The 25,467-nt window shown below is 59.6% G+C and carries 26 protein-coding genes and 1 pseudogene; 10 read left to right on the top strand and 17 right to left on the bottom strand.

Translation table 11 applies throughout. The features are described from left to right. Window positions 1-6: 6 nt before the first annotated feature. Window positions 7-864, top strand: a complete 858-nt coding sequence (locus tag ACZZZ4_RS08195) for an SDR family oxidoreductase (RefSeq protein ID WP_463547592.1) — start codon at window positions 7-9, stop codon at window positions 862-864. A 138-nt stretch (window positions 865-1,002) separates the two neighbouring features. On the opposite strand, the gene ACZZZ4_RS08190 is transcribed toward ACZZZ4_RS08195, so the two are convergent. The 6 genes from ACZZZ4_RS08190 to ACZZZ4_RS08165 form a co-directional block, all read right to left on the bottom strand. Next, complete coding sequence (locus ACZZZ4_RS08190; RefSeq protein WP_039757362.1) at window positions 1,003-1,743, bottom strand: hypothetical protein; 741 nt, start codon at window positions 1,741-1,743, stop codon at window positions 1,003-1,005. A gap of 65 nt (window positions 1,744-1,808) precedes the next feature. After that, window positions 1,809-2,189, bottom strand: coding sequence for a RidA family protein (locus tag ACZZZ4_RS08185; protein ID WP_014340863.1), 381 nt, complete (start codon window positions 2,187-2,189; stop codon window positions 1,809-1,811). Between the two features lie 24 nt (window positions 2,190-2,213). Continuing rightward, complete coding sequence (gene spoT, locus ACZZZ4_RS08180; protein WP_007920338.1) at window positions 2,214-4,319, bottom strand: bifunctional GTP diphosphokinase/guanosine-3',5'-bis pyrophosphate 3'-pyrophosphohydrolase; 2,106 nt, start codon at window positions 4,317-4,319, stop codon at window positions 2,214-2,216. A 57-nt stretch (window positions 4,320-4,376) separates the two neighbouring features. Next, window positions 4,377-4,640, bottom strand: a complete 264-nt coding sequence (gene rpoZ / locus ACZZZ4_RS08175; protein WP_039757363.1) for a DNA-directed RNA polymerase subunit omega — start codon at window positions 4,638-4,640, stop codon at window positions 4,377-4,379. A 167-nt stretch (window positions 4,641-4,807) separates the two neighbouring features. Continuing rightward, complete coding sequence (gene gmk / locus ACZZZ4_RS08170; protein WP_039757364.1) at window positions 4,808-5,428, bottom strand: guanylate kinase; 621 nt, start codon at window positions 5,426-5,428, stop codon at window positions 4,808-4,810. 12 nt (window positions 5,429-5,440) lie between these two features. Continuing rightward, window positions 5,441-6,304 (bottom strand): YicC/YloC family endoribonuclease, encoded by an 864-nt coding sequence (locus tag ACZZZ4_RS08165; protein WP_039757365.1) that lies wholly within the window; start codon window positions 6,302-6,304, stop codon window positions 5,441-5,443. A 268-nt stretch (window positions 6,305-6,572) separates the two neighbouring features. Here ACZZZ4_RS08165 and rph point away from each other — a divergent pair, with 268 nt between their 5' ends. The 3 genes from rph (at window position 6,573) to gltS (ending at window position 9,268) form a co-directional block, all read left to right on the top strand. Continuing rightward, window positions 6,573-7,295, top strand: coding sequence for a ribonuclease PH (rph, locus tag ACZZZ4_RS08160; protein ID WP_024014799.1), 723 nt, complete (start codon window positions 6,573-6,575; stop codon window positions 7,293-7,295). Window positions 7,296-7,320: 25 nt separating this feature from the next. Further along, window positions 7,321-7,689: a DUF4870 domain-containing protein gene (locus ACZZZ4_RS08155; RefSeq protein ID WP_016772541.1), complete on the top strand. Its 369-nt coding sequence runs from the start codon at window positions 7,321-7,323 to the stop codon at window positions 7,687-7,689. A 370-nt stretch (window positions 7,690-8,059) separates the two neighbouring features. Further along, window positions 8,060-9,268 carry a sodium/glutamate symporter gene (gene gltS / locus ACZZZ4_RS08150; protein ID WP_463547591.1) on the top strand — a complete coding sequence of 403 codons (1,209 nt, stop codon included), beginning with the start codon at window positions 8,060-8,062 and terminating at the stop codon, window positions 9,266-9,268. Between the two features lie 69 nt (window positions 9,269-9,337). Here the strand turns inward: gltS and ACZZZ4_RS08145 are convergent, their stop codons facing one another. Further along, window positions 9,338-10,117 (bottom strand): exodeoxyribonuclease III, encoded by a 780-nt coding sequence (locus tag ACZZZ4_RS08145; protein WP_016772543.1) that lies wholly within the window; start codon window positions 10,115-10,117, stop codon window positions 9,338-9,340. An 82-nt stretch (window positions 10,118-10,199) separates the two neighbouring features. On the opposite strand from ACZZZ4_RS08145, the gene pyrE reads away from it, so the two are divergent. Beyond that, window positions 10,200-10,844, top strand: coding sequence for an orotate phosphoribosyltransferase (gene pyrE / locus ACZZZ4_RS08140; protein WP_463547590.1), 645 nt, complete (start codon window positions 10,200-10,202; stop codon window positions 10,842-10,844). Window positions 10,845-10,982: 138 nt separating this feature from the next. On the opposite strand, the gene ACZZZ4_RS08135 is transcribed toward pyrE, so the two are convergent. The 7 genes and pseudogenes from ACZZZ4_RS08135 to coaBC all read right to left on the bottom strand — a co-directional run bounded on the left by ACZZZ4_RS08135 (window position 10,983) and on the right by coaBC (window position 16,692). Further along, entirely contained in the window at window positions 10,983-11,366 is a 384-nt protein-coding gene (locus tag ACZZZ4_RS08135; protein WP_039757368.1) for a hypothetical protein, read from the bottom strand. Next, a complete protein-coding gene (locus ACZZZ4_RS08130) occupies window positions 11,353-11,925 on the bottom strand; it encodes a hypothetical protein (protein WP_039757369.1) in 573 nt (190 codons plus the stop codon). The genes ACZZZ4_RS08135 and ACZZZ4_RS08130 overlap by 14 nt, the downstream gene beginning before the upstream one ends. A gap of 18 nt (window positions 11,926-11,943) precedes the next feature. Beyond that, complete coding sequence (locus ACZZZ4_RS08125; protein ID WP_039757370.1) at window positions 11,944-12,174, bottom strand: hypothetical protein; 231 nt, start codon at window positions 12,172-12,174, stop codon at window positions 11,944-11,946. A gap of 207 nt (window positions 12,175-12,381) precedes the next feature. After that, window positions 12,382-13,287: an acetylglutamate kinase gene (gene argB, locus ACZZZ4_RS08120; protein WP_016772548.1), complete on the bottom strand. Its 906-nt coding sequence runs from the start codon at window positions 13,285-13,287 to the stop codon at window positions 12,382-12,384. Between the two features lie 17 nt (window positions 13,288-13,304). Next, window positions 13,305-14,681 (bottom strand): annotated as a pseudogene (locus ACZZZ4_RS08115) (phosphomannomutase/phosphoglucomutase); the annotation flags it as partial. Window positions 14,682-15,022: 341 nt separating this feature from the next. Then, window positions 15,023-15,478, bottom strand: a complete 456-nt coding sequence (dut, locus tag ACZZZ4_RS08110) for a dUTP diphosphatase (RefSeq protein WP_008086463.1) — start codon at window positions 15,476-15,478, stop codon at window positions 15,023-15,025. Window positions 15,479-15,483: 5 nt separating this feature from the next. After that, a complete protein-coding gene (coaBC, locus tag ACZZZ4_RS08105) occupies window positions 15,484-16,692 on the bottom strand; it encodes a bifunctional phosphopantothenoylcysteine decarboxylase/phosphopantothenate--cysteine ligase CoaBC (protein WP_039757372.1) in 1,209 nt (402 codons plus the stop codon). A gap of 133 nt (window positions 16,693-16,825) precedes the next feature. On the opposite strand from coaBC, the gene radC reads away from it, so the two are divergent. Next, a complete protein-coding gene (radC, locus tag ACZZZ4_RS08100; RefSeq protein ID WP_039757373.1) occupies window positions 16,826-17,500 on the top strand; it encodes a RadC family protein in 675 nt (224 codons plus the stop codon). An 84-nt stretch (window positions 17,501-17,584) separates the two neighbouring features. Here the strand turns inward: radC and ACZZZ4_RS08095 are convergent, their stop codons facing one another. Beyond that, window positions 17,585-19,174 (bottom strand): ABC transporter substrate-binding protein, encoded by a 1,590-nt coding sequence (locus tag ACZZZ4_RS08095; RefSeq protein WP_463547589.1) that lies wholly within the window; start codon window positions 19,172-19,174, stop codon window positions 17,585-17,587. A gap of 446 nt (window positions 19,175-19,620) precedes the next feature. Between ACZZZ4_RS08095 and rpmB the strand changes: the two genes are divergently transcribed. Both rpmB and rpmG read left to right on the top strand, forming a co-directional pair. Continuing rightward, window positions 19,621-19,854 (top strand): 50S ribosomal protein L28, encoded by a 234-nt coding sequence (rpmB, locus tag ACZZZ4_RS08090; RefSeq protein ID WP_007920377.1) that lies wholly within the window; start codon window positions 19,621-19,623, stop codon window positions 19,852-19,854. A gap of 11 nt (window positions 19,855-19,865) precedes the next feature. After that, window positions 19,866-20,021: a 50S ribosomal protein L33 gene (gene rpmG / locus ACZZZ4_RS08085; protein ID WP_016772554.1), complete on the top strand. Its 156-nt coding sequence runs from the start codon at window positions 19,866-19,868 to the stop codon at window positions 20,019-20,021. 205 nt (window positions 20,022-20,226) lie between these two features. Here the strand turns inward: rpmG and ACZZZ4_RS08080 are convergent, their stop codons facing one another. Continuing rightward, complete coding sequence (locus ACZZZ4_RS08080; protein ID WP_016772555.1) at window positions 20,227-20,589, bottom strand: cupin domain-containing protein; 363 nt, start codon at window positions 20,587-20,589, stop codon at window positions 20,227-20,229. Between the two features lie 236 nt (window positions 20,590-20,825). On the opposite strand from ACZZZ4_RS08080, the gene ACZZZ4_RS08075 reads away from it, so the two are divergent. Next, window positions 20,826-22,319, top strand: coding sequence for an aldehyde dehydrogenase (locus tag ACZZZ4_RS08075; protein WP_041476638.1), 1,494 nt, complete (start codon window positions 20,826-20,828; stop codon window positions 22,317-22,319). 264 nt (window positions 22,320-22,583) lie between these two features. After that, window positions 22,584-23,729 (top strand): MFS transporter, encoded by a 1,146-nt coding sequence (locus ACZZZ4_RS08070; RefSeq protein ID WP_039757376.1) that lies wholly within the window; start codon window positions 22,584-22,586, stop codon window positions 23,727-23,729. Between the two features lie 112 nt (window positions 23,730-23,841). On the opposite strand, the gene ACZZZ4_RS08065 is transcribed toward ACZZZ4_RS08070, so the two are convergent. Beyond that, window positions 23,842-25,410, bottom strand: a complete 1,569-nt coding sequence (locus ACZZZ4_RS08065) for a phospholipase D family protein (RefSeq protein WP_039757377.1) — start codon at window positions 25,408-25,410, stop codon at window positions 23,842-23,844. Between the last annotated feature and the right edge of the window lie 57 nt (window positions 25,411-25,467).

Raw genomic sequence — 25,467 nt, 5'->3', positions numbered from 1 at the left:
TTTCTGATGTCCGCGCCTTCTGTTTTGATTGCCGGTTGTGGTGATGTCGGCAGTCGTCTGGCCACGCAATTGCTGGCGGCTGGCTGGCAAGTCCATGGCCTGCGCCGCGACGTTTCCAAGCTGCCGAACGGCGTCATCGGCGTCGCTGGCGATCTGTTCAACGAAGAATGCCCGGCGACCTGGCCGGTGGGTGCCGTGGATTATCTGGTGTATTGCGCTGCGGCCACCGACCACGATGAAGAGGGCTATCGCAAGGCCTACGTGCAAGGCTTGCAGAACGTGCTGAGCTGGCTGGACGACTATGGGCAAGTGCCCGAGCGACTGATCTTCGTGTCGAGCAGCAGCGTGTACGGCCAGCAGGACGGAGCATGGGTCGATGAGACCTCCGAGACTGTCGCGGCCGGATATTCAGGTCGCTTGATGCTCGAAGCCGAGCAGGTCGTGCTCAATAGCGGCATCCCTGCCAGCGTGCTGCGCCTGACCGGGATTTACGGCCCGGGCCGCGAGTGGCTGTTGACCCAGGTGCGTCGTGGCTATCGCGTGGCAGTCGAGCCGCCGCTTTATGGCAACCGGATTCATGCCGATGATGCAGCGGGGCTGCTGGCGTTCTTGCTGGAAAAAGACCGTGAGGGCGTCAAGCTGGACCAGCTCTATATCGGTGTGGATGACGCGCCGGCGCCGTTGGCTGAGGTGGTGGGCTGGTTGCGCGAGTATCTGGGGGTGACTGAATGGGCGGAAGACGCCAGCGTGCGCCGCACAGGCAGCAAGCGTTGCAGCAATGCGCGGGCGAAAGCGTTGGGGTGGGTGCCGAAGTATTCGAGTTATCGCGAAGGCTATGCAGCGATCCTGGAAGGTAAGTGCTGACTTTCTGCCTTCACAAAACAGCTGTAGGAGTGAGCCTGCTCGCGATACCGTTGTGTCAGTCGACATCAATGTGTCTGACATACCGCTATCGCGAGCAGGCTCACTCCTACATGGGTTCTATGTGAATTCAGAACCGGGTTACTGCTTTTCCAGCAACCACTTGCGCTCACCCGCGGCAAACTGCGGTTGCTCATCCGCCAGCGCAGCATTCACTGCCTGCAGAATCTCCAGCTCTTTGCCCTTGCGCACAAAGATCCAGTTGTTGCCTTGACCGTTGAGTTGCAGCCACATGCTGTCGTTGCCATTGCTCATCGATGCGCAATCACCAGCCAGACACAAGGCATAACGATCAACGCCCGGCAGGCCGGTTACTTGGCCGTCGGCCTGGAACTGTACAGTGCCGCCTTCACCCTGGCCGCTGGCGATGGTCCAGTTGCCGCCCAGATACGCTGAATACAGCGCGCGTTCGAAGCTCGCACCGATTGGCGCGCCTTCGGGCACGGGGATCTGTGCGCGATCGAAGAGTTGTTCGGGTTCGTTGTCGCTGGCAGCTTGCCGCAGGCGTCCGCCATCGCGTTTCAGTTCGCTGGCGGAGCTGCCGTAGAAATCGACTTTCCAGGCGCCGGACTCTTCGCCCAGCAGCCGTCCTTCGACGTTCTCAAAACCGTTGGTGTAGCGGGCCTGACCGGCCTTGGTGTTGACGTCCCATTCCAGGTTCGGGCCGTAGGCCTGCAGCGCTTCACGCAGGGGACCGCCCTTGGCGGCGGCATCGATCGCCACCTGGTTGATCCAGGTGCCGCTGATGTCACGGTCGGCAGGGTCGCTGGCGCAGCCGCCGAGAAACAGGGCGAGCAGCGAGAGAGCTAGCGCTTTGCGCATGGTGGAATCCTTTCAAAACCTTTTCTTGCGGCAGTCGGCGCGGCGTGAAAGCCGCGCCGTGCGCATCACTCGATGACCAGAATGGCATCCATTTCAACCTGCGCACCCTTCGGCAGGGCGGCCACGCCAATGGCGGCGCGGGCAGGGTAAGGCTGGTCGAAATACTTGCCCATGATCTCGTTGACCTTGGCGAAGTGGCTCAGGTCGGTGAGGAAGATGTTCAGTTTGACGATGTCCTTGAACGAACCACCGGCGGCTTCGGCTACGGCTTTGAGGTTCTCGAAGACCTGGACGGTCTGGGCTTCGAAGCCCTCAACCAGTTCCATGGTTTTCGGGTCCAGCGGGATCTGGCCCGACATGTAAACAGTGTTGCCTGCCTTGATCGCCTGGGAGTAAGTGCCGATGGCGGCCGGGGCCTTGTCGCTGGTGATGACGGTTTTGGTCATGTAGGACTCCTTGTAATAGGCAGGTTATGCGCGCATGCGGGTGATGCGGATCACCCCGGTCAAGGCGCGCAGTTTCTTGATCACGCGGGCCAGGTGCACACGGTCGTGGACGCTGACCACCAACTGCACGACGCTGATGCGACCATCGCGTTCGTCCATGCTGATTTTCTCGATGTTGCCGTCGGCCGCGTTGACGCTGCTGGCCAGCAGGGCGATCAGGCCGCGCTGATGTTCCAGCTCGACCCGCAGCTCGACGTTGAATTCGCCGGTGACATCCTTGGCCCATGAGAGCTGGATGCACTTTTCCGGGTTGTGCCTGATTTCGCTGATGTTGCGGCAGTTGTCCAGGTGCACGACCATGCCTTTGCCCGCCGACAGGTGCCCGACGATCGGGTCGCCCGGGATCGGCGTGCAGCACTTGGCGTAGCTGAGCACCAGACCTTCGGTGCCGCGAATCGCCAGCGGGCCTTCCGGGCTCGGCAGCTGCTCGCCTTCGCCAAGCAGACGGCGGGCGACCACGTAAGCCATGCGATTGCCCAGACCGATGTCTTCGAGCAAGTCTTCGATCAGTTCGAGGCGGTATTCGGTGAGCATCGCCTTGACCCGCTCGGCCGGGATCTTTTCCAGCGAGCTGTCGAAACCGTTGAGGACCTTGTTCAGCAGGCGTTCGCCGAGGCTGATGGATTCGGAGCGGCGCTGCAGTTTCAGCGCATGACGAATGTGCGTGCGGGCCTTGCCGGTAACGACGAAGTTGAGCCACGCCGGATTTGGCCGTGCGCCGGGAGCGCTGACAATCTCGACCGTGGAGCCGCTTTGCAGCGGTTCGGACAGTGGCGCGAGACGACGGTTGATACGGCAGGCGATGCAGCTGTTGCCGACGTCGGTGTGTACCGCGTAGGCAAAGTCGACTGCCGTGGAGCCTTTTGGCAGCTCCATGATCCGGCCTTTGGGCGTGAACACGTAGACCTCGTCCGGGAACAGGTCGATCTTCACGCTTTCGATGAATTCCAGCGAGTTGCCGGCGCGCTGCTGCATTTCCAGCACGCCTTTGACCCATTGGCGAGCGCGTGCGTGCGTGCCTTTGGGCTGCTCGTCGCCGCTGGATTTGTACAGCCAATGAGCGGCAATGCCGTTGTTGGCCATCTCTTCCATTTCGCGGGTGCGGATCTGGATCTCGATCGGTACACCGTGCATGCCGAACAGCGTGGTGTGCAGCGACTGGTAGCCGTTGGCCTTGGGAATCGCGATGTAATCCTTGAAGCGTCCCGGCAACGGTTTGTACAAATTATGCACAGCACCCAGTACGCGGTAGCAGGTATCGACCTTGTCGACGATGATCCGGAACGCGTAGACGTCCATGATCTCGTTGAAGGCCCGACGCTTGCCGCGCATTTTCTTGTAGATGCCGTAGAGGTGTTTCTGCCGACCGCTGACTTCGCCCTGGATGCCGTCGATGGCGAGGCAGTGGCCGAGGGACTCTTCGATCTTGTTGACGATTTCCTTGCGGTTGCCCCGGGCGCGTTTGACCGCCTGGTAGATCCGCGCGGAACGCATCGGGTGCATGGCCTTGAAACCGAGGTCTTCGAATTCGATGCGGATCGCGTGCATGCCCAGGCGGTTGGCAATGGGCGCGTAGATTTCGAGGGTTTCCTTGGCGATGCGCCGGCGTTTTTCGCCGGACAGCACTTCCAGCGTGCGCATGTTGTGCAGGCGGTCGGCGAGTTTGACCAGGATCACGCGAATGTCGCGCGCCATGGCCATGGCCATCTTCTGGAAGTTTTCGGCTTGGGCTTCGGCCTTGGTCTCGAAATTCATCTGGGTCAGTTTGCTGACCCCGTCGACCAGTTCGGCCACAGTTTCACCGAACTGCGCCTGCAGCGCTTCCTTGGCGATACCGGTGTCTTCGATCACGTCATGCAGCATTGCGGCCATCAGGCTCTGATGGTCCATGTGCATGTCGGCAAGAATATTGGCCACGGCAAGAGGATGCGTGACGTACGCCTCGCCACTGCGACGGCGTTGACCGTCATGGGCTTGTTCGGCGTAGAAATACGCTCGGCGGACCAGGTTGACCTGGTCATTGCCGAGGTAGGTCGATAAGCGGTCGGCGAGGGCGTCTATGCTCGGCATGATGAATCCTGCCGAAAGCTCTGACCCCGCGCCGTGCTACGTCGACCAGGCATAGGCTTAGACGGCCTCGTTCGACTCGTCCTCGAACGCTGCGAACAGCGGTTCATCCTGGACGATTTCCTGCTCGGCGATGTACTCGTAGCTCATCACGCCTTCAGCAATTTCACGCAGCGCGACAACGGTCGGCTTGTCGTTTTCCCACTGAACCAGTGGCTCTTTGCCGCCGGTGGCCAGTTGACGGGCACGCTTGGTAGAGAGCATGACCAGCTCAAAGCGGTTTTCCACGTGTTCTAGGCAGTCTTCAACGGTTACGCGGGCCATGGTATTCCTCGGAGCGAATGCAATATGCGCGCTGCCCGGTTGGGCGAGCGGACTGAGCAGTTTAAAAATCACCAGCGATTAGGGAAGCGCTGATTTTTTGACCAGACCCTTCAACGCGCTGCAAGCACCAATGTAAAGCGCCTGCGGGCATTTTGGGAAGTGTTGATTTAACCGAGCAGTTCAGCCAGCAATTTGCCGAAACGTACTTGCTGACGTTTCTGTTGCAGCTGATTGGCGCGGAAAATTGCCTTGAGATCGTCCAGCGCGTGGGCGAAATCGTCGTTGATGATCAGGTAGTCGTAATCGACGTAGTGGCTCATCTCGCTGACTGCTTCACGCATGCGGCCGTCGATGATTTCGTCGCTGTCCTGGCCGCGGTTGGTCAGGCGCTGGTGCAAGGCTTGCAGCGACGGCGGCAGGATGAAGATCGAGCGCGCCTGCGGCATCAGCTTGCGCACTTGCTCGGCGCCTTGCCAGTCGATTTCCAGAATCAGGTCGTGTCCTTCGTCCAGTGTCTGCTGCAGGCGGCTTTGCGAGGTGCCGTAGAAGTTGCCGAAGACTTCGGCGCGCTCAAGAAAGTCGCCATGCTCGCCCATCTTCACGAACTCCTCGCGAGTCACGAAGTGGTAGTTCACGCCGTCCACTTCACCCGGGCGCATGGCGCGGGTGGTGTGCGAAACGGAAACGCGGATCTCCGGATCGGCGTCGGTCAACGCCTTGACCAGACTGCTCTTGCCCGCGCCCGACGGCGCAGAAATGATGTACAGGGTGCCGGTGTGTTGGGTCATGTCAGGGTAGCCTTACTCAATATTCTGCACTTGTTCGCGCATCTGCTCGATCAACACTTTGAGGTTGACGGCGGCCTGGGTGCTGCGCGGGTCGAAGGCTTTGGAGCCCAGTGTGTTGGCTTCGCGGTTGAGCTCCTGCATCAGGAAGTCCAGGCGCCGCCCGGCGGCACCACCGGACTTGAGCACCCGGCGAACTTCGATGATGTGCGTGCTCAGGCGATCCAGTTCTTCGGCCACGTCGCTTTTTTGCGCGAGGATGACCATTTCCTGTTCCAGACGCTGCGGGTCGAGCTCGGCCTTCATGTCGGCGAAGCGATCGAGGACTTTCTGGCGCTGGGTGGCGAGCATCTGCGGGACCAGTTCACGCAGGGTCACGACGTCTTCTTCGATGGAAGTCAGACGATCATTGATCAAGCGAGCCAGCTCCGCACCTTCGCGCTCGCGGCCAGCCTTCAAGTCCTTCAAGCCCTGATTGAACAGCGCCAGCGCTTCGGCGTTCAGCGCTTGCGGGTCGGACGCATCGGCTACCAGCACGCCGGGCCAGGCCAGCACTTCCAGTGGATTCAGCGCAGCGGGATTCTTGATCAGCCCGGCTACGGTCTCCGCAGCGGCAACCAGTTGCGCGGCGCGTTCGCGATCGACTTGCAGCGGCTTGCCGGTGCTTTCCTCGGTGAAGCGTAGCGTGCACTCCAGTTTGCCTCGCGACAGGCCCTGACGCAGCGCTTCACGCACGGCACCTTCGAGGTCGCGAAACGATTCGGGCAAGCGCAGGTGCGGCTCCAGATAGCGGCTGTTGACCGAGCGCAGTTCCCAGCTCAGGGTGCCCTGAACGCCGGCTTTCTCGACGCGGGCGAAGGCGGTCATGCTATGCACCATGGCGGTGACCTCGTAATGCAGATCGGCGCGAAACGCTGTTTCGCAGGCGCGATTCCAATGAATATAAGCCGACTGGCAGCAAAGGCGCAGGATTGTAGCGCAGTGCGGCGAATGCGCCCAAACACACGGTGTGACAAAGCGCTGCAGCCCGTCGGTTATGCGCGTTTGAGGGGTTTCGGTCGTCGGCCGGCGGTTTTAACCAGTGCCCACTCGCGGTGCAGCGCTCTATAATGCTCGGCAGTTTTCCGTCCTCAGTACAGGTATCCCTATGAAACGTCCAAGTGGTCGCGCTGCCGATCAGCTCCGCTCGATCCGCATCACCCGCAACTACACCAAACACGCCGAGGGATCCGTACTGGTCGAATTCGGTGATACCAAAGTCATCTGCACCGTCAGCGTCGAGAATGGCGTACCGCGCTTCCTCAAAGGCCAGGGCCAGGGCTGGCTGACTGCCGAATACGGCATGCTGCCGCGCGCCACCGGCGAGCGTAACCAGCGTGAAGCCAGCCGTGGCAAGCAGGGCGGTCGTACGCTGGAAATCCAGCGTCTGATCGGCCGCTCCCTGCGCGCAGCGCTGGACATGTCTAAACTTGGCGACGTGACCCTGTACGTCGATTGCGACGTGATCCAGGCCGATGGCGGCACCCGCACCGCGTCCATCACCGGCGCCATGGTTGCGCTGGTCGATGCACTGAAAGTGATCAAGAAGCGCGGCGGCCTGAAAGGCGGTGACCCGCTCAAGCAGATGATCGGCGCGGTCTCGGTGGGCATGTACCAGGGCGAGCCGGTGCTGGATCTGGACTATCTTGAAGATTCCGCAGCCGAAACCGACCTGAACGTGGTGATGACCAGCACCGGCGGTTTCATCGAAGTGCAGGGCACCGCTGAAGGTGCGCCGTTCCAGCCTGACGAGCTCAATGCCATGCTGGAGCTGGCCAAGCAGGGTATGAACGAAATCTTCGAATTGCAGAAGGCCGCACTGGCCGACTGAGGTTCTTGACCACAAGGAGAGCGTGATGAGTGACGAGCAAGAATTGCTGCCCAAGCCGAGCCAGGAGGTTCGCCAGTGGGCGATGTTCTGTCACTTGTCCGCCTTGCTGGGGATCTGGATTCCGTTCGGCAACCTGATCGGGCCGCTGATCCTTTGGCAGATGAAGCGCGAGAAAGACCCTTTCATCGATGCGCAGGGCAAAGAGGCGCTGAATTTTCAGATCACGGTGGCGATAGCCTCAATGATCTGCTTCTTGCTTATGCTGCTGATCATCGGTTTCTTCCTGTTTGGTTTGCTGGCGATCGCCGCACTGGTCCTGACGATCATTGCAGGGGTCAAAGCCAACGAAGGTTTCCCGTACAGATATCCGTTCACTTGGCGACTGATCAAGTGAAAGTTTGTTGTATCGCAATATGAAAATGCCCCGACTTATCGGGGTATTTTTATTTGTGCAACTTAATAATTGGTTTTTGTTGTAGGACTAGTCTGTTAACGATGTGCGGTTTGGCATTTATTTGCTGATATTTCTCTATTACATCTTTGGTCACAACTAAGTGGGCAAGTGTATATCCCTGTCCTTGTTATTCGCGCGAGCTGGTTGTTAAAGTTGCCCGACGCAATGTTTCGATTGAAACATTTCGATATGTTCAAGGCATCGATGGCACTTGAATTCCCCAGTAATCAGTGTTGAGAAAATCAGCCGGTTCACTAGTCGGGCTCAGGTAAATGCTCGCCTCGTGAATACTTAGCCAAGAATAATCCACATGATTGAGCTCGATTTCTACGGCACGCTCGTGGCCGCTTCTTTAGTACTACTGCTCGGACGCGGACTTGTTGCGCGTGTTGGCTTTCTGCGAAGTTACAATATTCCTGAACCGGTAGCGGGTGGCCTGGTGGTTGCCGTGCTCCTGTTGATATTGCGTACTTTCGATATTGAAGTCCGCTTCGATACATCATTGCAAACACCCTTGATGTTGGCTTTCTTTGCCACGATTGGCTTGAGTGCCGACCTTGCCAGTCTGAAAAAGGGCGGCCGCATAGTCGGTATCTTCCTGCTGGCGGTCATTGGCTTGCTCGTGGTGCAGAACGCCATGGGCATCGGATTGGCGACCCTGCTCGGTCTCGATCCTTTGATGGGCTTGCTGACGGGTTCGATCACATTGGCCGGCGGCCACGGTACTGGCGCCGCATGGGGCGCGGTATTCAGCGAGAAATATGGCCTGGCCTCGGCTTCGGAGCTGGCGCTGGCCTCAGCGACGTTCGGTCTGGTGCTCGGTGGGCTGATCGGTGGGCCCGTCGCCCGGTTGCTGATCAAGCGCGTGCAAGTGCCGGGCTGCACACCCCAGCAAGCGCCGCGACTGCCAAGAGGTTTTGAACAGCCGAACAAGGAACGTTCGATCACGCCGTTTTCGTTCGTCGAGACGCTGGCGCTGATTGCCGTCAGCCTGCTCGCTGGCAATCTCTTGAATGGCTTGCTGCATGGCACTGCGTTCGAACTGCCGACGTTTGTTTGCGTGCTGTTTGTGGGTGTGGTGTTGCGCAACAGTCTGTCAGCGCTTGGCTTGTATCAGGTATTCGAGCGTGAAGTGTCTGTGCTCGGCAATGTCAGCCTCTCGCTGTTTCTGGCAATCGCGCTGATGTCGCTGAAGTTGTGGGATCTGGCGGCGCTGGCATTGCCGATCTTCATCATTCTGGCCGTGCAGGCGCTGGTCATGGCGCTGTTCGCGATTTTCGTGACGTTCCGGGTGATGGGCAGCAACTACGATGCCGCAGTGCTGGCTGCAGGACATTGCGGCTTCGGTCTGGGCGCCACGCCGACGGCGATTGCCAACATGCAAGCGGTGACGCAGCGCTATGGGCCATCGCAAATCGCGTTTCTGGTAGTGCCGATGGTAGGAGCGTTCTTCATCGATATCGTCAACGTCATTGTGATCAAGCTGTACCTGACCCTGCCATTCTTCGCTGCGATCTAGAAAAGGACAGCACATAAAAAATGCCCGCATCTCACGATGCGGGCATTTTCTTTGGCTGCGATACGACGCTTAGATGGTCAGCGTCCAGTCGTAGTCGACGATCAACGGCGCGTGCTGTGAAAACCGTGGCTGACGCGGCAGGCGCGCACTGCGCACCGAGCGACGCAGGCCCGGGGTCAGGATCTGATAATCGAAACGCCAGCCCAGATTGAGCATCTCGGCCTGTTCGTTATCCGGCCACCAGCTGTACTGATCGCCTTCGCGACTGACTTCGCGCAGCGCATCGACATAGCCCATGTTGCCGACAATCTCATCCATCCAGGCGCGTTCCGGCGCCAGGAAGCCTGGAGATTGCTGGCTGTCGCGCCAGTTCTTGATGTCGAGTTTCTGCTGCGCAACGTACAGCGAGCCACAATAAATGTACTCGCGACGTTTGCGTCGCTGTTTGTCCAGGTACTTGCCGAAATCGTCCATGAGCTTGAACTTCTGGTTCAAGTCCTCATCGCCGTTCATCCCCGAAGGAAACAGCAAGGTGGCAATACTGACTTTGTCGAAATCTGCTTGCAGGTAGCGCCCGTAGCGGTCGGCCGTCTCGAAACCGAGACCGCTGATGACAGCCTTCGGTTGCAACCGCGAGTACAAAGCCACGCCGCCTTGGGCAGGGACTTCAGCATCGCAGGCATAAAGGAAGTAGCCATCCAGTTGGAAGGCTGGGTCATCCAGTTCAAAGGCGGAGGCACGGGTGTCCTGCAGGCAGATGACGTCGGCATTCTGGGCTTGCAGCCAACTGAGCAAACCGCGCTCGACTGCCGCCTGAATACCATTGACGTTCACACTGATGATCCGCATAAATGGCCCCAAAAATCGCGTGCGTGTATGATACACGGCGTCAAGCTAATTAGCTAAATCCGTGGTATTTGGGGTTTTTTTCATGCAAGCGTATCAGCGCGATTTCATTCGTTTTGCCATCGATCGCGGCGTTTTGCGCTTCGGTGAGTTCACCCTGAAGTCCGGGCGCACCAGTCCCTACTTCTTCAATGCCGGCCTGTTCAACTCGGGTTCGGCCCTGGCGCAGCTGGGGCGTTTCTACGCCGCCGCCATCGCCGAGAGCGGCATTTCTTTCGACGTTCTGTTTGGCCCGGCTTATAAAGGCATTCCGCTGGCGGCCACGACCGCCGTTGCGCTGGCCGAACATCACGGCCGTGACCTGCCATGGTGCTTCAACCGCAAGGAAGCCAAGGCCCACGGCGAGGGCGGCAGCCTGGTCGGCGCACCGCTGACTGGCGAAGTCTTGATCATCGACGACGTGATCACCGCTGGCACTGCCATTCGCGAAGTGATGCAGATCATCGCTTCCCAGGACGGCGCCAAGGCCGCCGGTGTGCTGATCGCATTGAACCGTCAGGAGCGTGGCAACGGCGAACTGTCGGCGATTCAGGAAGTCGAGCGCGACTTCGGTATTCCGGTGATCAGCATCGTCTCGCTGAATCAGGTGCTGGAGTTCCTCGCCGATGATCCGCAGCTCAAGCAGCATCTGCAAGCCGTGGAAGCGTATCGCGCCCAATTTGGCGTTTGACCAATGTGGGAGCGAGCCTGCTCGCGAATGGCCGTCACCTATCAGCGGTGAGGCAAATTACGCTTTCGCGAGCAGGCTCGCTCCCACAGTAAAAAGACCCGGTTCAGTCAGGCTGAACCGGGTCGTTTTTGTTGGCGATCAACGCAGACTTCGCCATTTCATGAGCAGCCTCAGCGCCAATCCGATATTGACCAGCGCAAACACCAGCAGCGCAACTACCACCATGACGTACAGCGTGCGATCCACATCGAAATCCCACAGATCCAGCGTGCTGCTGCGCACGATTCCGACTGCCGCCGGCAAGTTAACGTAAAACAGCGCCACAAAAGCACACGTCAACGGCAATGCTCGCCAGTAGACAGTGGCCAGAATCCTGTCTCGACTACGTTTTCGAGCCTGCGAACCCTTTTGATATTCATCCTCAGCCAACGCTTCGTTGAGCGCTGGCCACGCCAGATTGAACATGAACGTGGTCAGGGTCAGCAGCAAGCCACTGACCGCGACAATGTCACTGAACGGCATTCAGCCCCAGCGTTGCGCAGAGCAATGCGTGGGAATCTTCGCTGATTTCGAACTGTCCGGCGCTGCCCTTGCGTTTGGTGATGGGTTTGAAGGTCGGCTCGTTTTGGGTAATGAGCATGTTCAGTTCGTCGCGAATCACGTCCGAGCTGATCACCACCAGATACACATTTTGCGCATGTTCGGCGGACTCGATCACCGCGCGCATACTGTGCTGCAGGATGTCGTCGAGTTGGTTGCGAAAGCGCGAAACGGTGTTCTTCAGCAGGGTTTTGCTTTGGCTCTGGGTCAGTTGAAAGATCGTCGATATCTGCGATTCGGTCGGCAGGGTTTGCCCGAAGTAACTCTGGATCAGATACAGCAGGCGATCCTGTTTGGCTTCATCAGCCCGGCTGGGCATGCCGCCCTCGACCAGCATTTTCAGGTACTCGGTCAGGCTGGCCTTGGCGATGCGCTCCAGCGCATGGGCGATTTCAGCGTCGCCGATGCGCAAGGTCTTTTTCACCGGTTCTTTCTGTTCCTGCTCGAAAGCGTCGGCGTCGATCGTGAACGAGATCTGCATGGCTCGGGCGCTCCGGGATTATTTTTTGCTGGCGGCTGGTGTTTCGGATTTCTCCGGGTACGGATCCTGTGGCGCGTCACCTTGGCCGGTGAGGGTTTTCCAGCCGTTCAGGACATGCGCCGATTTGCGAAACTGCGGGCAGGGCGGCATTGAAGTCTTGGCTTGATTGGAATAACGATGGCCGCAGTCCACGCATTCGTAGGTGCCTGCTGAAACATCGCTGCCGTAAGGAACGTAATCTTTCTGCATGAGTGAATCTCCGTTGGATGAGAGGAAGATCCTATGGAGATTTGTTCTGGAGGGATGTCGGACGTTTCGCTGTGTCGAGTCAGGCTTTTCCTGCGCGCACAAAAAGATCGCAGCCTTCGTCAGTTCCTACAAAAGCGGATTCTCGCGTGTGCGAAATCCCTGTAGGAGCTGTTGAAGGCTGCGATCTTTTGCTTCACCGATTGGCGATCAAGGACGCTTGCGATTACTGATCAGCGTGCCCACACCGGTATCGGTGAAGATTTCCAGCAGGATCGCATTCGGCACACGACCATCGATGATCAACGAACTGCCAACCCCACCTTGAACCGCTTCCAGTGCACAACGGATCTTCGGCAGCATGCCGCCGTAGATCGTGCCGTCAGCGATCAGATCGTCGACCTGCTGCGTGCTCAGGCCGGTCAGCACGGTGCCCGACTTGTCCATCAGGCCGGCAATGTTGGTCAGCAGCATCAGCTTTTCAGCTTTCAGTGCTTCGGCAACCTTGCCCGCCACCAGGTCGGCATTGATGTTGTACGACTCGCCGTTCTCACCCACGCCAATCGGCGCGATGACCGGGATGAAGTTGCCTTTGACCAGCAGGTTCAGCAGTTCGGTGTTGATGCCGACGACTTCGCCGACGTGGCCGATGTCGATGATTTCCGGCTGAGTCATCTCCGGGGTCTGACGGGAGACGGTGAGCTTCTTCGCCCGGATCAGCCCGGCATCTTTACCGGTCAGGCCGATGGCGCTGCCGCCATGGCGGTTGATCAGGTTGACGATGCTCTTGTTGACCTGACCGCCGAGAACCATTTCCACCACGTCCATGGTCGCGGCGTCGGTGACGCGCATGCCGTCGACAAAATGGCTTTCGATCGACAGACGCTTGAGCAGATCACCGATCTGCGGGCCGCCACCGTGCACGACTACCGGGTTGATGCCCACGGCTTTCATCAGCACGATGTCGCGGGCGAAGCCGGTTTTCAGCTCCTCGCTTTCCATCGCGTTGCCGCCGTATTTGATCACCAGGGTCTTGCCGACGTAGCGTCGGATGTAAGGCAGCGCTTCGGACAGGACCTTGGCAGTGTTGGCGGCGGCTTCGCGTTCGAGGGTCATTCAGGGCTCCGGGTGGATCAGAACGGTAGTTGGAGATCAGGTGCAACGCGTTTCAGTTGGGCGTGGAACACATCCTTGATGCGCTGCAATTCAGCCTCGTCATCGGCCTCGAAGCGCAGCACCAGCACCGGTGTGGTGTTGGATGCGCGCACCAGGCCCCAGCCTTTGGCGTAATCGACCCGCACGCCGTCGATGGTGGTCAGGTCGGCGCCTTCGCCCCACTGAGCATCGTGCAGTGCATCAATGATGCTGAATTTGCTCTCTTCGGTCACATGGATATTGATTTCCGGCGTGGAAATATCGTTCGGGAAGGTCGCAAACAGCTCTTCCGCAGTGGATTTTTCCTTGCTGAGGATCTCCAGCAGACGTGCGGCGCTGTAGATGCCGTCGTCGAAACCGAACCAGCGCTCCTTGAAGAAGATGTGCCCGCTCATTTCGCCGGCCAACAGCGCGCCGGATTGTTTCATTTTCTTTTTGATCAACGAGTGACCGGTCTTCCACATTAGCGGCCGACCGCCGTATTCCTTGATCAGCGGCACCAAACGGCGGGTGCATTTAACGTCGAAGATGATTTCCGCGTCCGGGTTGCGTGCCACCACGTCGCGGGCGAACAGCATCAGCAGACGGTCCGGGTAGACGATGCTGCCGGTGTTGGTCACCACACCGACGCGGTCGCCGTCACCGTCGAAGGCCAGGCCGATATCGGCGTTGGTTTCCTTGACCTTGGCGATCAGGTCGACAAGGTTCTCCGGTTTGCCCGGGTCCGGGTGATGGTTCGGGAAGTTGCCGTCGACTTCGCAGAACAGCGGGATGACTTCGCAGTTCAGCGCTTCGATCAGTTGCGGGGCGATCACGCCGGCAGCGCCGTTGCCGCAGTCGACCACGACTTTCAGGCGACGAGCGAGTTTGATGTCCTGGACGATTTCGGTGTTGTAGCGGTCGAGGATTTCGACTTGGGTGACGCTGCCCTGGCCAGTGCTCAGGTCGTTGTTCTTGATGCGTTCGTGCAGCACCTGAATCTGTTCGTTGGCGAGAGTGTCGCCGGCGATGACGATTTTGAAGCCGTTGTAGTTCGACGGATTGTGGCTGCCGGTGAGCATCACCCCGGACTTGCCGGCCAGTACGTTGGCCGCGTAGTACAGCGCTGGAGTTGGCACCAGGCCGACATCGCTGACGTGGCAACCGCTCTCGGCGATGCCGCGAATGAGTTCCGCGACCAGCTCCGGGCCGGACAGGCGACCGTCGCGACCGACCGACACATTCGGTTCGCCCTGGGCCAGGCTCTGCGAGCCGATGGCGCGGCCGATCCAGTAGGCGGTTTCACCGTTGAGGTATTCCGGCACGGTGCCACGAATGTCGTAGGCGCGGAAAATGCTGTCAGGCAGCTTCGGGGCGATCTTGGCGGGGGTATTCATCTGCGGAAATGCTCCATCTCGAAAAGGGCGGGACAGACCGGCGAAATCTTCGACGGCAGGCTCAAACTGAAGGGTATGACGGCGTTTTCCACAGAGAGTTCGTGCTATGAAAGGGCCATGACGCCTCGCCTGGCCGGGCTCGCGGCCGGCAAAACCTTGATTTTCCGCGCTTAACCGTTCTGGTGAATCTGCACAAATTTCCGTGTAGGAGTTGCCGCAGGCTCGGGCCGCGATCGGACGATCTTTTGATTTTGCTTTTTAAGATCAAGATCAAAAGATCGCAGCCCGAGCCCGCGGCAGCTCCTACAGGGCGGTGCCAATCATTTGGTGCCAGTGTGGCCAAAGCCGCCGGTGCCGCGCTCGGTCTCGACGAACTCTTCAACCATTTCGAAATGCGCCTGCACCACCGGCACCAGCACCAATTGCGCCAGACGTTCGCCGACGGTCATGGTGAAGTCGCTCTGGCCGCGGTTCCAGCAGGAGACCATCAGCGGACCCTGATAATCCGAGTCGATCAGTCCGACAAGGTTGCCCAGTACGATGCCATGTTTGTGGCCCATGCCCGAGCGCGGCAGGATCAGCGCGGCGAGGTTCGGGTCACCGATGTAGACCGACAGCCCGGTGGGGATCAGCACGGTTTCACCCGGTTTGATCACGATGTCCTGTTCCAGCATGGCGCGCAGGTCGAGGCCGGCGGAGCCCGGTGTGGCGTATTGTGGCAGCGGGAAATCTGTGCCGATGCGTGGGTCGAGGATCTTGGCTTGCAAAGCGTGCATGTAAATTAAACCTGGTTCAGACGTTCGGCGATAAAAGTGACCAGTTGGCGAGCGATCTTGCTCTTGCTGGTCTGGGCGAAAACCGTGGCGTGCAGCTCACGGTCGATGACGCTGCAAGCGTTTTCCTCACTGTTGAAACCGATGCTCGGATTGGCGACGTCGTTAGCGACGATCAGATCGAGATTCTTGTCCTTCAGCTTGCGTGCAGCGTAGTCGAGCAGGTGTTCGGTTTCGGCGGCGAAGCCGACACTGAACGGACGGTCGGGACGGGTCGCGATGGTGGCGAGAATGTCCGGATTGCGCACCATTTGCAGGACGAAGCCGTCGCCGCTCGTAGGATCTTTCTTGAGTTTATGCGGCGCGACGACTTCGGGGCGGTAGTCCGCCACCGCTGCCGACGAAATGAACACATCGCAAGGCATGGCCGATTCGCAGGCGGCGAGCATGTCGCGGGCGCTGACCACGTCAATCCGCGTCACGCGATCAGGCGTCGGCAGGTGCACCGGGCCGCTGATCAACGTCACACGGGCGCCGGCTTCCACGGCTGCTTCGGCGAGGGCAAAGCCCATTTTTCCCGAGCTATGGTTGGTGATGTAGCGCACCGGGTCGATGTTTTCCTGAGTCGGGCCGGCGGTGATCACCACATGCTTGCCGGTGAGGGCCAGGCGCTGGAAGCAATCGGCGGCGAGCAGCGCCAGATCGGTGGCTTCCATCATGCGGCCCATGCCGACGTCGCCGCAGGCCTGACTGCCCGAGGCCGGGCCGAAAGTCTTCAAGCCACGGCTTTCCAGCAGTTGCAGGTTGGCCTGGGTCGCCGGATCGCGCCACATCGCCTGATTCATCGCCGGCGCGACAGCAACCACAGCGTCGGTGGCCAGCACCAGTGTGGTCAGCAGATCATTGGCAATGCCTTGGGCCAGACGAGCAATCAGGTCGGCGGTGGCGGGGGCGATCAGTACCAGATCGGCCCATTTCGCCAGCTCGATATGGCCCATGGCGGCTTCGGCGGCAGGGTCGAGCAAGTCGAGGTGAACCGGGTGCCCCGAGAGGGCCTGCATGGTCAGCGGGGTAATGAATTCGGCGCCGCCATGGGTCATGACCACGCGCACTTCCGCACCCTGATCGATCAGGCGGCGAACCAGATCGGCGCTCTTATAGGCCGCAATGCCGCCGCCGACGCCCAGAACGATGCGTTTCCGATACAGCCGCTGCATAGGTCTGCCTTTCATTTCGTTGATGACGGCGGCGCGATACCCCTCCCCAGGGTTGAATCGACCGCCAAAAAGATGGGCTACGATATCACAGCGACCGCTACGGAACAGCGGCGCCCACAGACAAGGAGGTGCTATGAGTATTCGCGATTGGCCGGCGGCGGAACGGCCGCGGGAAAGGCTGTTGGAGCATGGGGCAGGGAGTCTTTCGGATGCTGAGCTGTTGGCGATTTTTCTGCGCACCGGATTGCCCGGAAAAAGCGCTGTTGACCTCGCCAGACATCTGCTGACGCAATTCGGTGGCCTGCGTTTGTTGCTCGAGGCCGATCAGGACGCATTCAGCAAACAAATGGGCCTCGGCCCGGCCAAGTTCGCCCAGTTGCAAGCCGCTCAGGAAATGAGCAAGCGCCATCTGGCCGAGCGTTCACGACAGAAACCGGCCCTGGAGAACCCTCAGGTCGTCCGCGATTACCTCAAGGCAATGCTGCGGCATGAGCCGCACGAGGTGTTCGGCTGCCTGTTTCTCGATTCAAAGCACCAGGTGCTGAATTTTGAGGCGCTGTTTCGCGGCTCTATCGACAACACCAGCGTGCATCCTCGGGAGGTGGTGAAGCGCGCGCTGGCCAATAACGCCGCAGCGGTGATCCTCTGTCACAACCACCCGTCCGGCAATACCGATCCAAGTCAGGCCGATCGGCTGCTGACCAAGCGCCTGCAGAAAGCGCTGGAGCTGATTGACGTGCGAGTGCTCGATCACTTCATCATCGGAGACGGCGAACCGCTGTCGATGGCCGAGTGTGGCTGGATGTAAAAGAGCAGCGGCAAGCCTCTAGCTGCAAGCGGCAAGCTGGAGCCGTGCGCGGAGTGCTCTAGCTTGCCGCTTGCCGCTTGCCGCTTAGGGCTTGAGGCTGATTTTTGAATAATCCTGCCGGCCAAACGGGCTGACGGAGTAACCCTGAACATCCTTGCGCGTCAAAGCGTAGGCCGTCGGGTGCGCCAGTGGCAGCCACAACGCCTGCTGCTGGATCTGCGCCTGTGCCTGTTCATACAGCTTGGTCCGTACGCCTTGCTCGCTGGTGGTCTTGCCGGCGCTGATCAGCTTGTCCAGATCGGCGTTGCAGTACCGCGCGAAGTTGGTGCCGGACTTCACCGCCGCGCAGGAAAACTGTGGGGTGAGGAAGTTGTCCGGGTCGCCGTTATCGCCGGCCCAGCCCATGAACAGCAGGTCATGTTCGCCGGCCTTGGCGCGTCGAATCAGTTCGCCCCATTCGATCACACGGATCTCAGCCTGAATGCCGATCTCGGCCAGATCCGACTGCAGCATCTGCGCGCCGAGGCTCGGGTTCGGGTTGAGCAGGCTGCCCGATGGCCGCGTCCAGATCGTCGTCTGGAAACCCTCCTTCAAGCCGGCCTTGGCGAGCAGCGCCTTGGCTTTGGCGACGTCGTGCGGATAGCCCGGCAGGTTCTTCGCGTAGCTCCAGGTGTTCGGCGGGTACGGGCCGTTGGCCGCCTCGGCGGTGTCTTCGAACACGGCTTTGATGTAGTTGGCCTTGTCGAAAGCGAGGTTGATCGCCTGGCGCACTTCCGGTTTGTCCAGTGGCGGATGCTGGCTGTTGATGCCCACGAAAGCGGTCATGAACGCGTCAGTCTTTTCGACTTTCAGCGTCGGCTCCTTCAGCGCAGCCTGTACGTCCAGTGGTTTTGGCGACAGGGCGATCTGGCATTCATTGCGCCGCAGCTTTTGCAGGCGCACGTTGGCGTCCGGCGTGATAGCGAAGATCAACGGGTCGACGGCAGGCTTGCCACGGAAATATTCCGGGTTTGCCTTGTAGCGGATCGCTGCGTCTTTCTGAAAGCGGTTGAACACGAACGGGCCGGTGCCGATCGGCTGGCTGTTGAGTTTGTCGGTGGCGCCGGCCTTCATCAGTTTGTCGGCGTATTCGGCGGAATAAATCGAGGCGAAGCCCATGCTCAGGGTCGCGAGGAAAGTCGAATCCGGATGGTCGAGAGTAAAACGCACGGTGAGCGGGTCGAGGGCGTCGATCTTCTTGATCAGCGTCGGTAGTTGCATCGACTGCGCATGGGGGAAGCCGCTCTGGGCGACTTTGTGCCACGGGTTGGCCGGGTCGAGCATGCGGTCAAAGCTGAACTTGACGTCTTCAGCGCTCAGCTCGCGGCTCGGCTTGAAATAATCGGTTGTATGAAATTTCACCTGCGGGTGCAGCTTGAACACGTAGGTCAGGCCGTCGGTGCTGACTTCCCAGCTATCGGCGAGGCTCGGGATGACCTTGCCACTGGCGGTGTCGAAATCCACCAAGCGGTTCATCAGTACGTCAGCCGAAGCATTGGTGGTGGTCAGCGAGTTGTACTGCACCACGTCGAACCCTTCGGGACTGGCCTCGGTACAAACGCTCAACGCGGCGGCCAGGGCGAGGGGGCTCAGCAACAGCGGAGCGAGTAACAGGGGTAGGGCAGCGAGGCGCATGGTCGGTTTCCTTTACAGATCGAAGGCCCATCTGCAAGTGCAGTCTGGAAAAGTCCTACCCTAGAGCTCTGAATTGCAAATGACTATCCCCTTTTTGCATTTTCAGGCGCACTCTTGCGCGGTGTCGAGCATGGGCAGCGAAATGAAAAGTCCGAATTGCCGGTAGGAGCGGATTTCTGCGACGAGTGGTCAAAACCGGTCGCGGCCTTTGTTCAAAGCGTTCGCAGGCCGAAAAAGCGGCATTTTATTGATTCATTGCACAGCGATTGTTGTTGCACCCCGGTCTTTCTGGTATAAAGCAGCGCTCTTTTCTAGGGGCCCGGTTCCTTCACTGTAGGTGTAGCCGGTAAGACCTCTAAAGAAACGCGGCGCCTGGCGCCAAATGACTGAGAGATTAAGCGGCCAACCCATGCCGGGTTGGGCATGTGGTTTTAGAGGGCTGAGGCATGTCGAGAGTATGTCAAGTTACCGGTAAGGGTCCGGTGACTGGGAATAACATTTCCCACGCAAACAACAAAACCCGTCGTCGTTTCCTGCCGAACCTGCAGCATCACCGCTTCTGGGTTGAAGAAGAGAAACGTTTTGTGCGTCTGCGCGTATCTGCCAAAGGCATGCGTATCATCGACAAGCGTGGCATCACTGTCGTGCTCGCCGAACTTCGCCGCGATGGCAAGATTTAAGGGAGCTAATCATGCGTGAATTGATTCGTTTGATCTCGAGCGCCGGTACTGGTCACTTCTACACTACCGACAAGAACAAGCGTACTACCCCGGACAAAATCGAGATCAAGAAATATGATCCGGTTGTTCGCAAGCACGTGATGTACAAGGAAGGCAAAATCAAGTAATTGATTTTTCCTGACTGCGAAAAAGGCCCGTATCGTGAGATACGGGCCTTTTTTGTTTGCCGTGGATTCTGCGGTGACCGGTTGGGCCTCATCGCTGGCAAGCCAGCTCTCACATTGATTGCCGGTCTTCAAAGAACCTGTGTCATGCACAAAACCTGTGGGAGCTGGCTTGCCAGCGATGAGGGCCGATCAGTCAGCAAACATCTCAAGCCTTCTGTTCAAAGATCACATAAACCTTGCGGCAAGCCTCCAGCACTTCCCAGGTTCCGCGAAACCCCGCCGGAATCACGAAGCGATCGCCAACGCGCAAGGTCTTTGCATTGCCATCGCTGTCACGCAATACCGAAACCCCCTGCAAAATCTCGCAGTACTCATGCTCGGTGTAATTCACCGTCCACTGACCCACCGCGCCTTCCCACACACCCACGCCCATTTGCCCACAAGGGCTGTCGTATTGATGAAACACCGCCTGCTCAGGATCGCCCTTGAGCACCTTCGCCGGGTCCGGGCGATAGCGCTCGGCTTCGCTGCTGGCGAGGCTGATATCGACGACGTTCTGGATGTTCATTGTTGTTTTCTCCGCTAGTGACGGCGCGTTGGCTGGAATGGGCCAAAGTCTATGTTTATTAAAATGAACACCGCAAGGCCGTATGGCCAGCTTATGTCAAATATATTGAAACAAACCCGGCCGCTGGTTTAGGGTGGCGGGTGCCTCGGGCCGAAAGTGCAGGCTGGCCGGGCAGAATTCTTGAACAGCGCCGCAGCGCTTGTGGCGCTCGTATTCAATAAGAGGAGGACACCCGAATGACCACCCTGACTCGTGCCGACTGGGAACAACGCGCCCGCGATCTGAAAATCGAAGGCCGCGCCTTCCTGAATGGCGAATACACCGACGCCGTCTCCGGCGAAACCTTCGAGTGCATCAGCCCGGTCGATGGCCGCCTGCTCGGCAAGATCGCCAGTTGTGATGCCGCCGATGCTGACCGTGCTGTAGAAAACGCCCGCGCTACTTTCAATTCCGGCGTCTGGTCGCGCCTGGCGCCGACCAAACGCAAAGCCACCATGATTCGCTTCGCCAGCCTGCTGAAACAGCACGCCGAAGAACTGGCGCTGCTGGAAACCCTCGACATGGGCAAGCCGATCAGCGATTCGCTGTACATCGACGTACCGGGCGCGGCCCAGGCGTTGAGCTGGAGCGGCGAAGCGATCGACAAGATCTACGACGAAGTCGCCGCGACTCCACATGATCAACTGGGTCTGGTGACTCGCGAGCCAGTGGGCGTAGTCGGCGCTATCGTGCCGTGGAACTTCCCGCTGATGATGGCCTGCTGGAAGCTCGGCCCGGCGCTGTCGACCGGTAACTCGGTGATCCTCAAGCCGTCGGAAAAGTCGCCGCTGACTGCCATCCGCATCGCTGCGCTGGCCATTGAGGCGGGTATTCCCAAAGGCGTTCTCAACGTGCTGCCGGGCTATGGCCACACCGTCGGCAAGGCGCTGGGTCTGCACAATGATGTCGACACGCTGGTGTTCACCGGCTCGACCAAGATTGCCAAGCAACTGATGGTCTACGCCGGCGAATCGAACATGAAGCGTGTCTGGCTGGAAGCCGGTGGCAAGAGCCCGAACATCGTCTTCGCCGATGCGCCGGACCTGCAGGCCGCCGCTGAATCCGCTGCCAGCGCCATCGCTTTCAACCAGGGCGAGGTGTGCACCGCCGGTTCGCGTCTGCTGGTCGAGCGTTCGATCAAGGACAAATTCCTGCCGATGGTGATCGAAGCGCTGAAAACCTGGAAGCCCGGCAATCCGCTCGACCCGGCGACCAATGTCGGCGCTCTGGTCGATACCCAGCAGATGAACACCGTGCTGTCGTACATCGAGTCCGGCCATAGCGATGGTGCCAAACTGGTCGCCGGCGGCAAGCGCATCCTCCAGGAAACCGGCGGCACCTACGTCGAGCCAACCATTTTCGATGGTGTGAGCAATGCGATGAAGATTGCCCAGGAAGAGATTTTCGGCCCGGTGTTGTCGGTGATCGCTTTCGACAGCGCCGAAGAAGCCATCCAGATCGCCAACGACACGCCATACGGTCTGGCTGCAGCGGTATGGACCCAGGACATCTCGAAGGCCCACCTGACCGCCAAGGCTTTGCGCGCCGGTAGCGTGTGGGTCAACCAGTACGACGGCGGCGACATGACCGCGCCGTTCGGTGGCTTCAAACAGTCGGGCAACGGTCGCGACAAATCGCTGCACGCCTTTGACAAGTACACCGAGCTGAAAGCGACGTGGATCAAGCTGTAAGCCGTTAACGGCAGCCCGGCCGCTCCGGGCTGCCTGAGCAAACAGAGATCCCCTGTGGGAGCGAGCCTCTGTGGTGAGGGGGATTTATCCCCGTTCGGCTGCGAAGCAGTCGCTAAACCATTGCACGCGGTGTACCTGGTACATCGTGGTTGCCGGTTTTGGGGCCGCTGCGCGACCCAACGGGGATAAATCCCCTCGCCACAGGGGCTCGCTCCCACAGTGTTTTGGATGAACACAAAAAGAATATCCACAGGAGCGTGGAACATGCGGTGGGCGACGTATTTCGCCGTGTTGGCGTCTGTCTTGAGTGTCGGCCTGGCCCTGGGGGTCAGCATGCCGCTGGTGTCGTTGCGTCTGGAGGGCTGGGGCTACGGCTCGTTCGCCATCGGTGTGATGGCAGCCATGCCGGCAATCGGTGTGCTGCTGGGGGCGAAGATTTCCAGCCATCTCGCCGCGTATTTCGGCACGGCGAACCTGATGCGTCTGTGCCTGTGGGCCGGGGCACTGTCGATCGGCCTGCTGGCGCTGCTGCCGAGTTATCCGATCTGGTTGCTGCTGCGCCTGCTGATCGGGGTGATCCTGACCATCGTGTTCATCCTCGGCGAGAGCTGGATCAATCAACTGGTGGTCGAGCAGTGGCGCGGACGTCTGGTAGCGCTGTATGGCAGCAGCTATGCGCTGAGCCAACTGTCCGGTCCGTTGCTGTTGGGCGCGCTGGGCACCGAGCATGATTACGGTTTCTGGGTCGGGGTCGGTCTGCTGACGCTCTCGCCTTTTCTGCTGCTGGGTCGCAGTGGCGCCCCGAGTAGCGAGGCCAACAGCGTCACGTTTGGCGCTCTGTGGGGTTTTGCCCGAGAGCTGCCGGCGATTGCCTGGGCGGTGTCGTTGTTCGCCGCGTTCGAGGCGATGATTCTGACGCTGCTGCCGGTGTATTGCCTGCAACAAGGGTTCACCGCCGAAATCGCGCTGGCAATGGTCAGCACCGTGGTGGTCGGCGATGCGCTGCTGCAATTGCCGATCGGCGCATTGGCCGATTATCTGTCGCGACGCACGCTGTTCGCTGGATGCGCGGTGGTGTTGATGCTGTCGAGTCTGGCCATTCCAATGTTGCTCGACACGCTGCTGATCTGGCCGCTGTGGGTGCTGTTCGGCGCCAGTGCTGGCGGCTTGTTTACCTTGTCACTGATTCTGATTGGCGAGCGCTACCGTGACGATGCGCTGGTCCGCGCCAATGCGCATATTGCCCAGTTGTGGGGTGTCGGTTGTCTGGTCGGGCCGTTGGCGGCAGGGGCGGGCAGTCAGTGGATCAACGGGCATGCGTTGCCGCTGTTGATGGCGGCGGGGGCGTTTGGCCTGGTGCTTTTGTTGTTGCGCCAAGGAGCCTTTGGCACAACGGCGGAAGCTGCCTGAGCGCATTCCTGTGGGAGCGAGCCTGCTCGCGAAAGCGGTGCATCAGTCAGCTCATTTGCTGGATGTGAAACCGTTTTCGCGAGCAGGCTCGCTCCCACAAGGGATCACCAACTTATAGCATCCGCTCGAGGCCAACGCTGGTGCTGAACCATGCGTTGAAGCGCCGCCACCAGCTCCCCGGTTCCTTGGTCAGGGTATGCATCTGGCCGTTGTCCTCGGTGACCCAGACGACCTTACCGTCCTCGAGTTTCGCCTGATAACTCAGGGTCGGCGCCATGCCTTGCAACGCCAGTGCGCGCACGTGCTCGGCCAGTTCCGGGCTGTCGACGAGCACGCCGACTTCGGTGTTCCACAGCACCGAGCGCGGGTCGAAATTGAACGAGCCGATAAACGATTTGCGCCGGTCGAAGATCATCGCCTTGCTGTGCAAACTCGAATCCGAACCGCGAAACGACTTGCTGTAGAACACCCGCGGACCGCTGCCATAGTTATCCCCAGGCTGGCGGCGCAATTCATAGAGTTTCACCCCGTGTTCAAGCAACGCCTTGCGATAGGGCGCGTAACCGCCATGCACCGCCGGCACGTCGGTGGCCTCCAGTGAATTGGTCAGCAGGTTCACGGAGACCCCGGCATCGGCGCGCCCGGTCAGGTAGACCAGCCCCGGCTGGCCGGGCACGAAGTACGCGGAAATCATGATCAGCTCTTTGCTGACACCGGTCAGTTCCGGCGCCAGTTGTGTGGTCAGCAACAGATGCGGATCGGGTTCGCCCTTGGACAGCACCTTGCTCGGCGCATCCCACAACGCCTGGTTCCAGGCCCAGATCAGTTCTTTGCGCCAGATATCCATGCGCGGGTCGGTGGTGAATTTCATCAACTGTTGATACAGCGCGTGGTTCTGCTTGCGGGTTTCTTCCAGTGATTCTTCCAGGCGCGTGCGGGTGTTTTGCAGGTCGGCGGCGGTCGGTTGGCTGGAGAGGAATTCGTCGATCGGCTTGCTCAGCGCGCTGTTCCAGTACTGGTCGAAACTGTGCCCGAGCTGCTCGGCGACCGGGCCGATGCTGAGCATGTCGATGTCGGTGAAATTCAGGTTGGGTTCGGCGTCGAAATATTCATCGCCCAGATTGCGCCCGCCGACGATGGCCGCGCTGTTGTCCGCCAGCCACAGCTTGTTGTGCATGCGCCGGTGCTGCACGGACAGATTGAACAGTCGCCCGGCCGCACGCGTGACGCCGGTGCTGCGACCCAGGTGCAGGGGATTGAACAAACGAATCTGGATCTGCGGATGCGCCGCCAGGGTCGCGATGATCTGGTCGAGGCCGTCGCTGGTGGTGTCGTCGAGCAGGATGCGCACGCGCACACCACGGTCGGCCGCCTTGAGCACTTCCTCCACCAACATCCGCGTGCTGATGCCGTCGTGGACGATGTAGTACTGCAAATCGAGGCTGACCTGGGCATGGCGAATCAGTTCGGCCCGCGCGGTAAACGCCTCGCCACTGTCGGAGAGCAGGCGAAACCCCGACTGCCCTTTGTAGGGCGCGGCCTGAGCCTGAATCGAACGGCCGAAGCTGGAGTCCGACGCTGGCAGTGCCTGGCTTGGTTCGCGCGGCACATCGAGGCTGGCGCAGCCGCTGAGGAACGAGGCGAGTATCAGTAAAGCGAGTAGGGGCTGTCTGAAGCTCACGTAGGATCGTTCCGGTTGGCGGTTGAGGTCGGCATTTTGGACGCCAGGGTCGCAAAA

The organism is Pseudomonas sp. AC252, assembly GCF_979258105.1.
This window is presented reverse-complemented; position numbering and strand designations above follow the sequence as displayed.

Excerpts from the sequence above, each read along its gene's own strand:
- pyrE (WP_463547590.1), top strand. The coding sequence starts at position 10,200 with ATGCAAGCGTATCAGCGCGATTTCATTCGTTTTGCCATCGATCGCGGC.
- ACZZZ4_RS08195 (WP_463547592.1), top strand. The coding sequence starts at position 7 with ATGTCCGCGCCTTCTGTTTTGATTGCCGGTTGTGGTGATGTCGGCAGT.
- radC (WP_039757373.1), top strand. The coding sequence starts at position 16,826 with ATGAGTATTCGCGATTGGCCGGCGGCGGAACGGCCGCGGGAAAGGCTG.
- ACZZZ4_RS08075 (WP_041476638.1), top strand. The coding sequence starts at position 20,826 with ATGACCACCCTGACTCGTGCCGACTGGGAACAACGCGCCCGCGATCTG.
- rph (WP_024014799.1), top strand. The coding sequence starts at position 6,573 with ATGAAACGTCCAAGTGGTCGCGCTGCCGATCAGCTCCGCTCGATCCGC.
- ACZZZ4_RS08165 (WP_039757365.1), bottom strand. The coding sequence starts at position 6,304 with ATGGTGCATAGCATGACCGCCTTCGCCCGCGTCGAGAAAGCCGGCGTT.
- ACZZZ4_RS08185 (WP_014340863.1), bottom strand. The coding sequence starts at position 2,189 with ATGACCAAAACCGTCATCACCAGCGACAAGGCCCCGGCCGCCATCGGC.
- coaBC (WP_039757372.1), bottom strand. The coding sequence starts at position 16,692 with ATGCAGCGGCTGTATCGGAAACGCATCGTTCTGGGCGTCGGCGGCGGC.
- rpmG (WP_016772554.1), top strand. The coding sequence starts at position 19,866 with ATGCGTGAATTGATTCGTTTGATCTCGAGCGCCGGTACTGGTCACTTC.
- rpoZ (WP_039757363.1), bottom strand. The coding sequence starts at position 4,640 with ATGGCCCGCGTAACCGTTGAAGACTGCCTAGAACACGTGGAAAACCGC.
- spoT (WP_007920338.1), bottom strand. The coding sequence starts at position 4,319 with ATGCCGAGCATAGACGCCCTCGCCGACCGCTTATCGACCTACCTCGGC.
- ACZZZ4_RS08145 (WP_016772543.1), bottom strand. The coding sequence starts at position 10,117 with ATGCGGATCATCAGTGTGAACGTCAATGGTATTCAGGCGGCAGTCGAG.
- ACZZZ4_RS08130 (WP_039757369.1), bottom strand. The coding sequence starts at position 11,925 with ATGCAGATCTCGTTCACGATCGACGCCGACGCTTTCGAGCAGGAACAG.
- ACZZZ4_RS08080 (WP_016772555.1), bottom strand. The coding sequence starts at position 20,589 with ATGAACATCCAGAACGTCGTCGATATCAGCCTCGCCAGCAGCGAAGCC.
- ACZZZ4_RS08070 (WP_039757376.1), top strand. The coding sequence starts at position 22,584 with ATGCGGTGGGCGACGTATTTCGCCGTGTTGGCGTCTGTCTTGAGTGTC.
- rpmB (WP_007920377.1), top strand. The coding sequence starts at position 19,621 with ATGTCGAGAGTATGTCAAGTTACCGGTAAGGGTCCGGTGACTGGGAAT.
- dut (WP_008086463.1), bottom strand. The coding sequence starts at position 15,478 with ATGCACGCTTTGCAAGCCAAGATCCTCGACCCACGCATCGGCACAGAT.
- ACZZZ4_RS08135 (WP_039757368.1), bottom strand. The coding sequence starts at position 11,366 with ATGCCGTTCAGTGACATTGTCGCGGTCAGTGGCTTGCTGCTGACCCTG.
- gltS (WP_463547591.1), top strand. The coding sequence starts at position 8,060 with ATGATTGAGCTCGATTTCTACGGCACGCTCGTGGCCGCTTCTTTAGTA.
- ACZZZ4_RS08125 (WP_039757370.1), bottom strand. The coding sequence starts at position 12,174 with ATGCAGAAAGATTACGTTCCTTACGGCAGCGATGTTTCAGCAGGCACC.
- ACZZZ4_RS08155 (WP_016772541.1), top strand. The coding sequence starts at position 7,321 with ATGAGTGACGAGCAAGAATTGCTGCCCAAGCCGAGCCAGGAGGTTCGC.
- ACZZZ4_RS08095 (WP_463547589.1), bottom strand. The coding sequence starts at position 19,174 with ATGCGCCTCGCTGCCCTACCCCTGTTACTCGCTCCGCTGTTGCTGAGC.
- ACZZZ4_RS08190 (WP_039757362.1), bottom strand. The coding sequence starts at position 1,743 with ATGCGCAAAGCGCTAGCTCTCTCGCTGCTCGCCCTGTTTCTCGGCGGC.
- argB (WP_016772548.1), bottom strand. The coding sequence starts at position 13,287 with ATGACCCTCGAACGCGAAGCCGCCGCCAACACTGCCAAGGTCCTGTCC.
- gmk (WP_039757364.1), bottom strand. The coding sequence starts at position 5,428 with ATGACCCAACACACCGGCACCCTGTACATCATTTCTGCGCCGTCGGGC.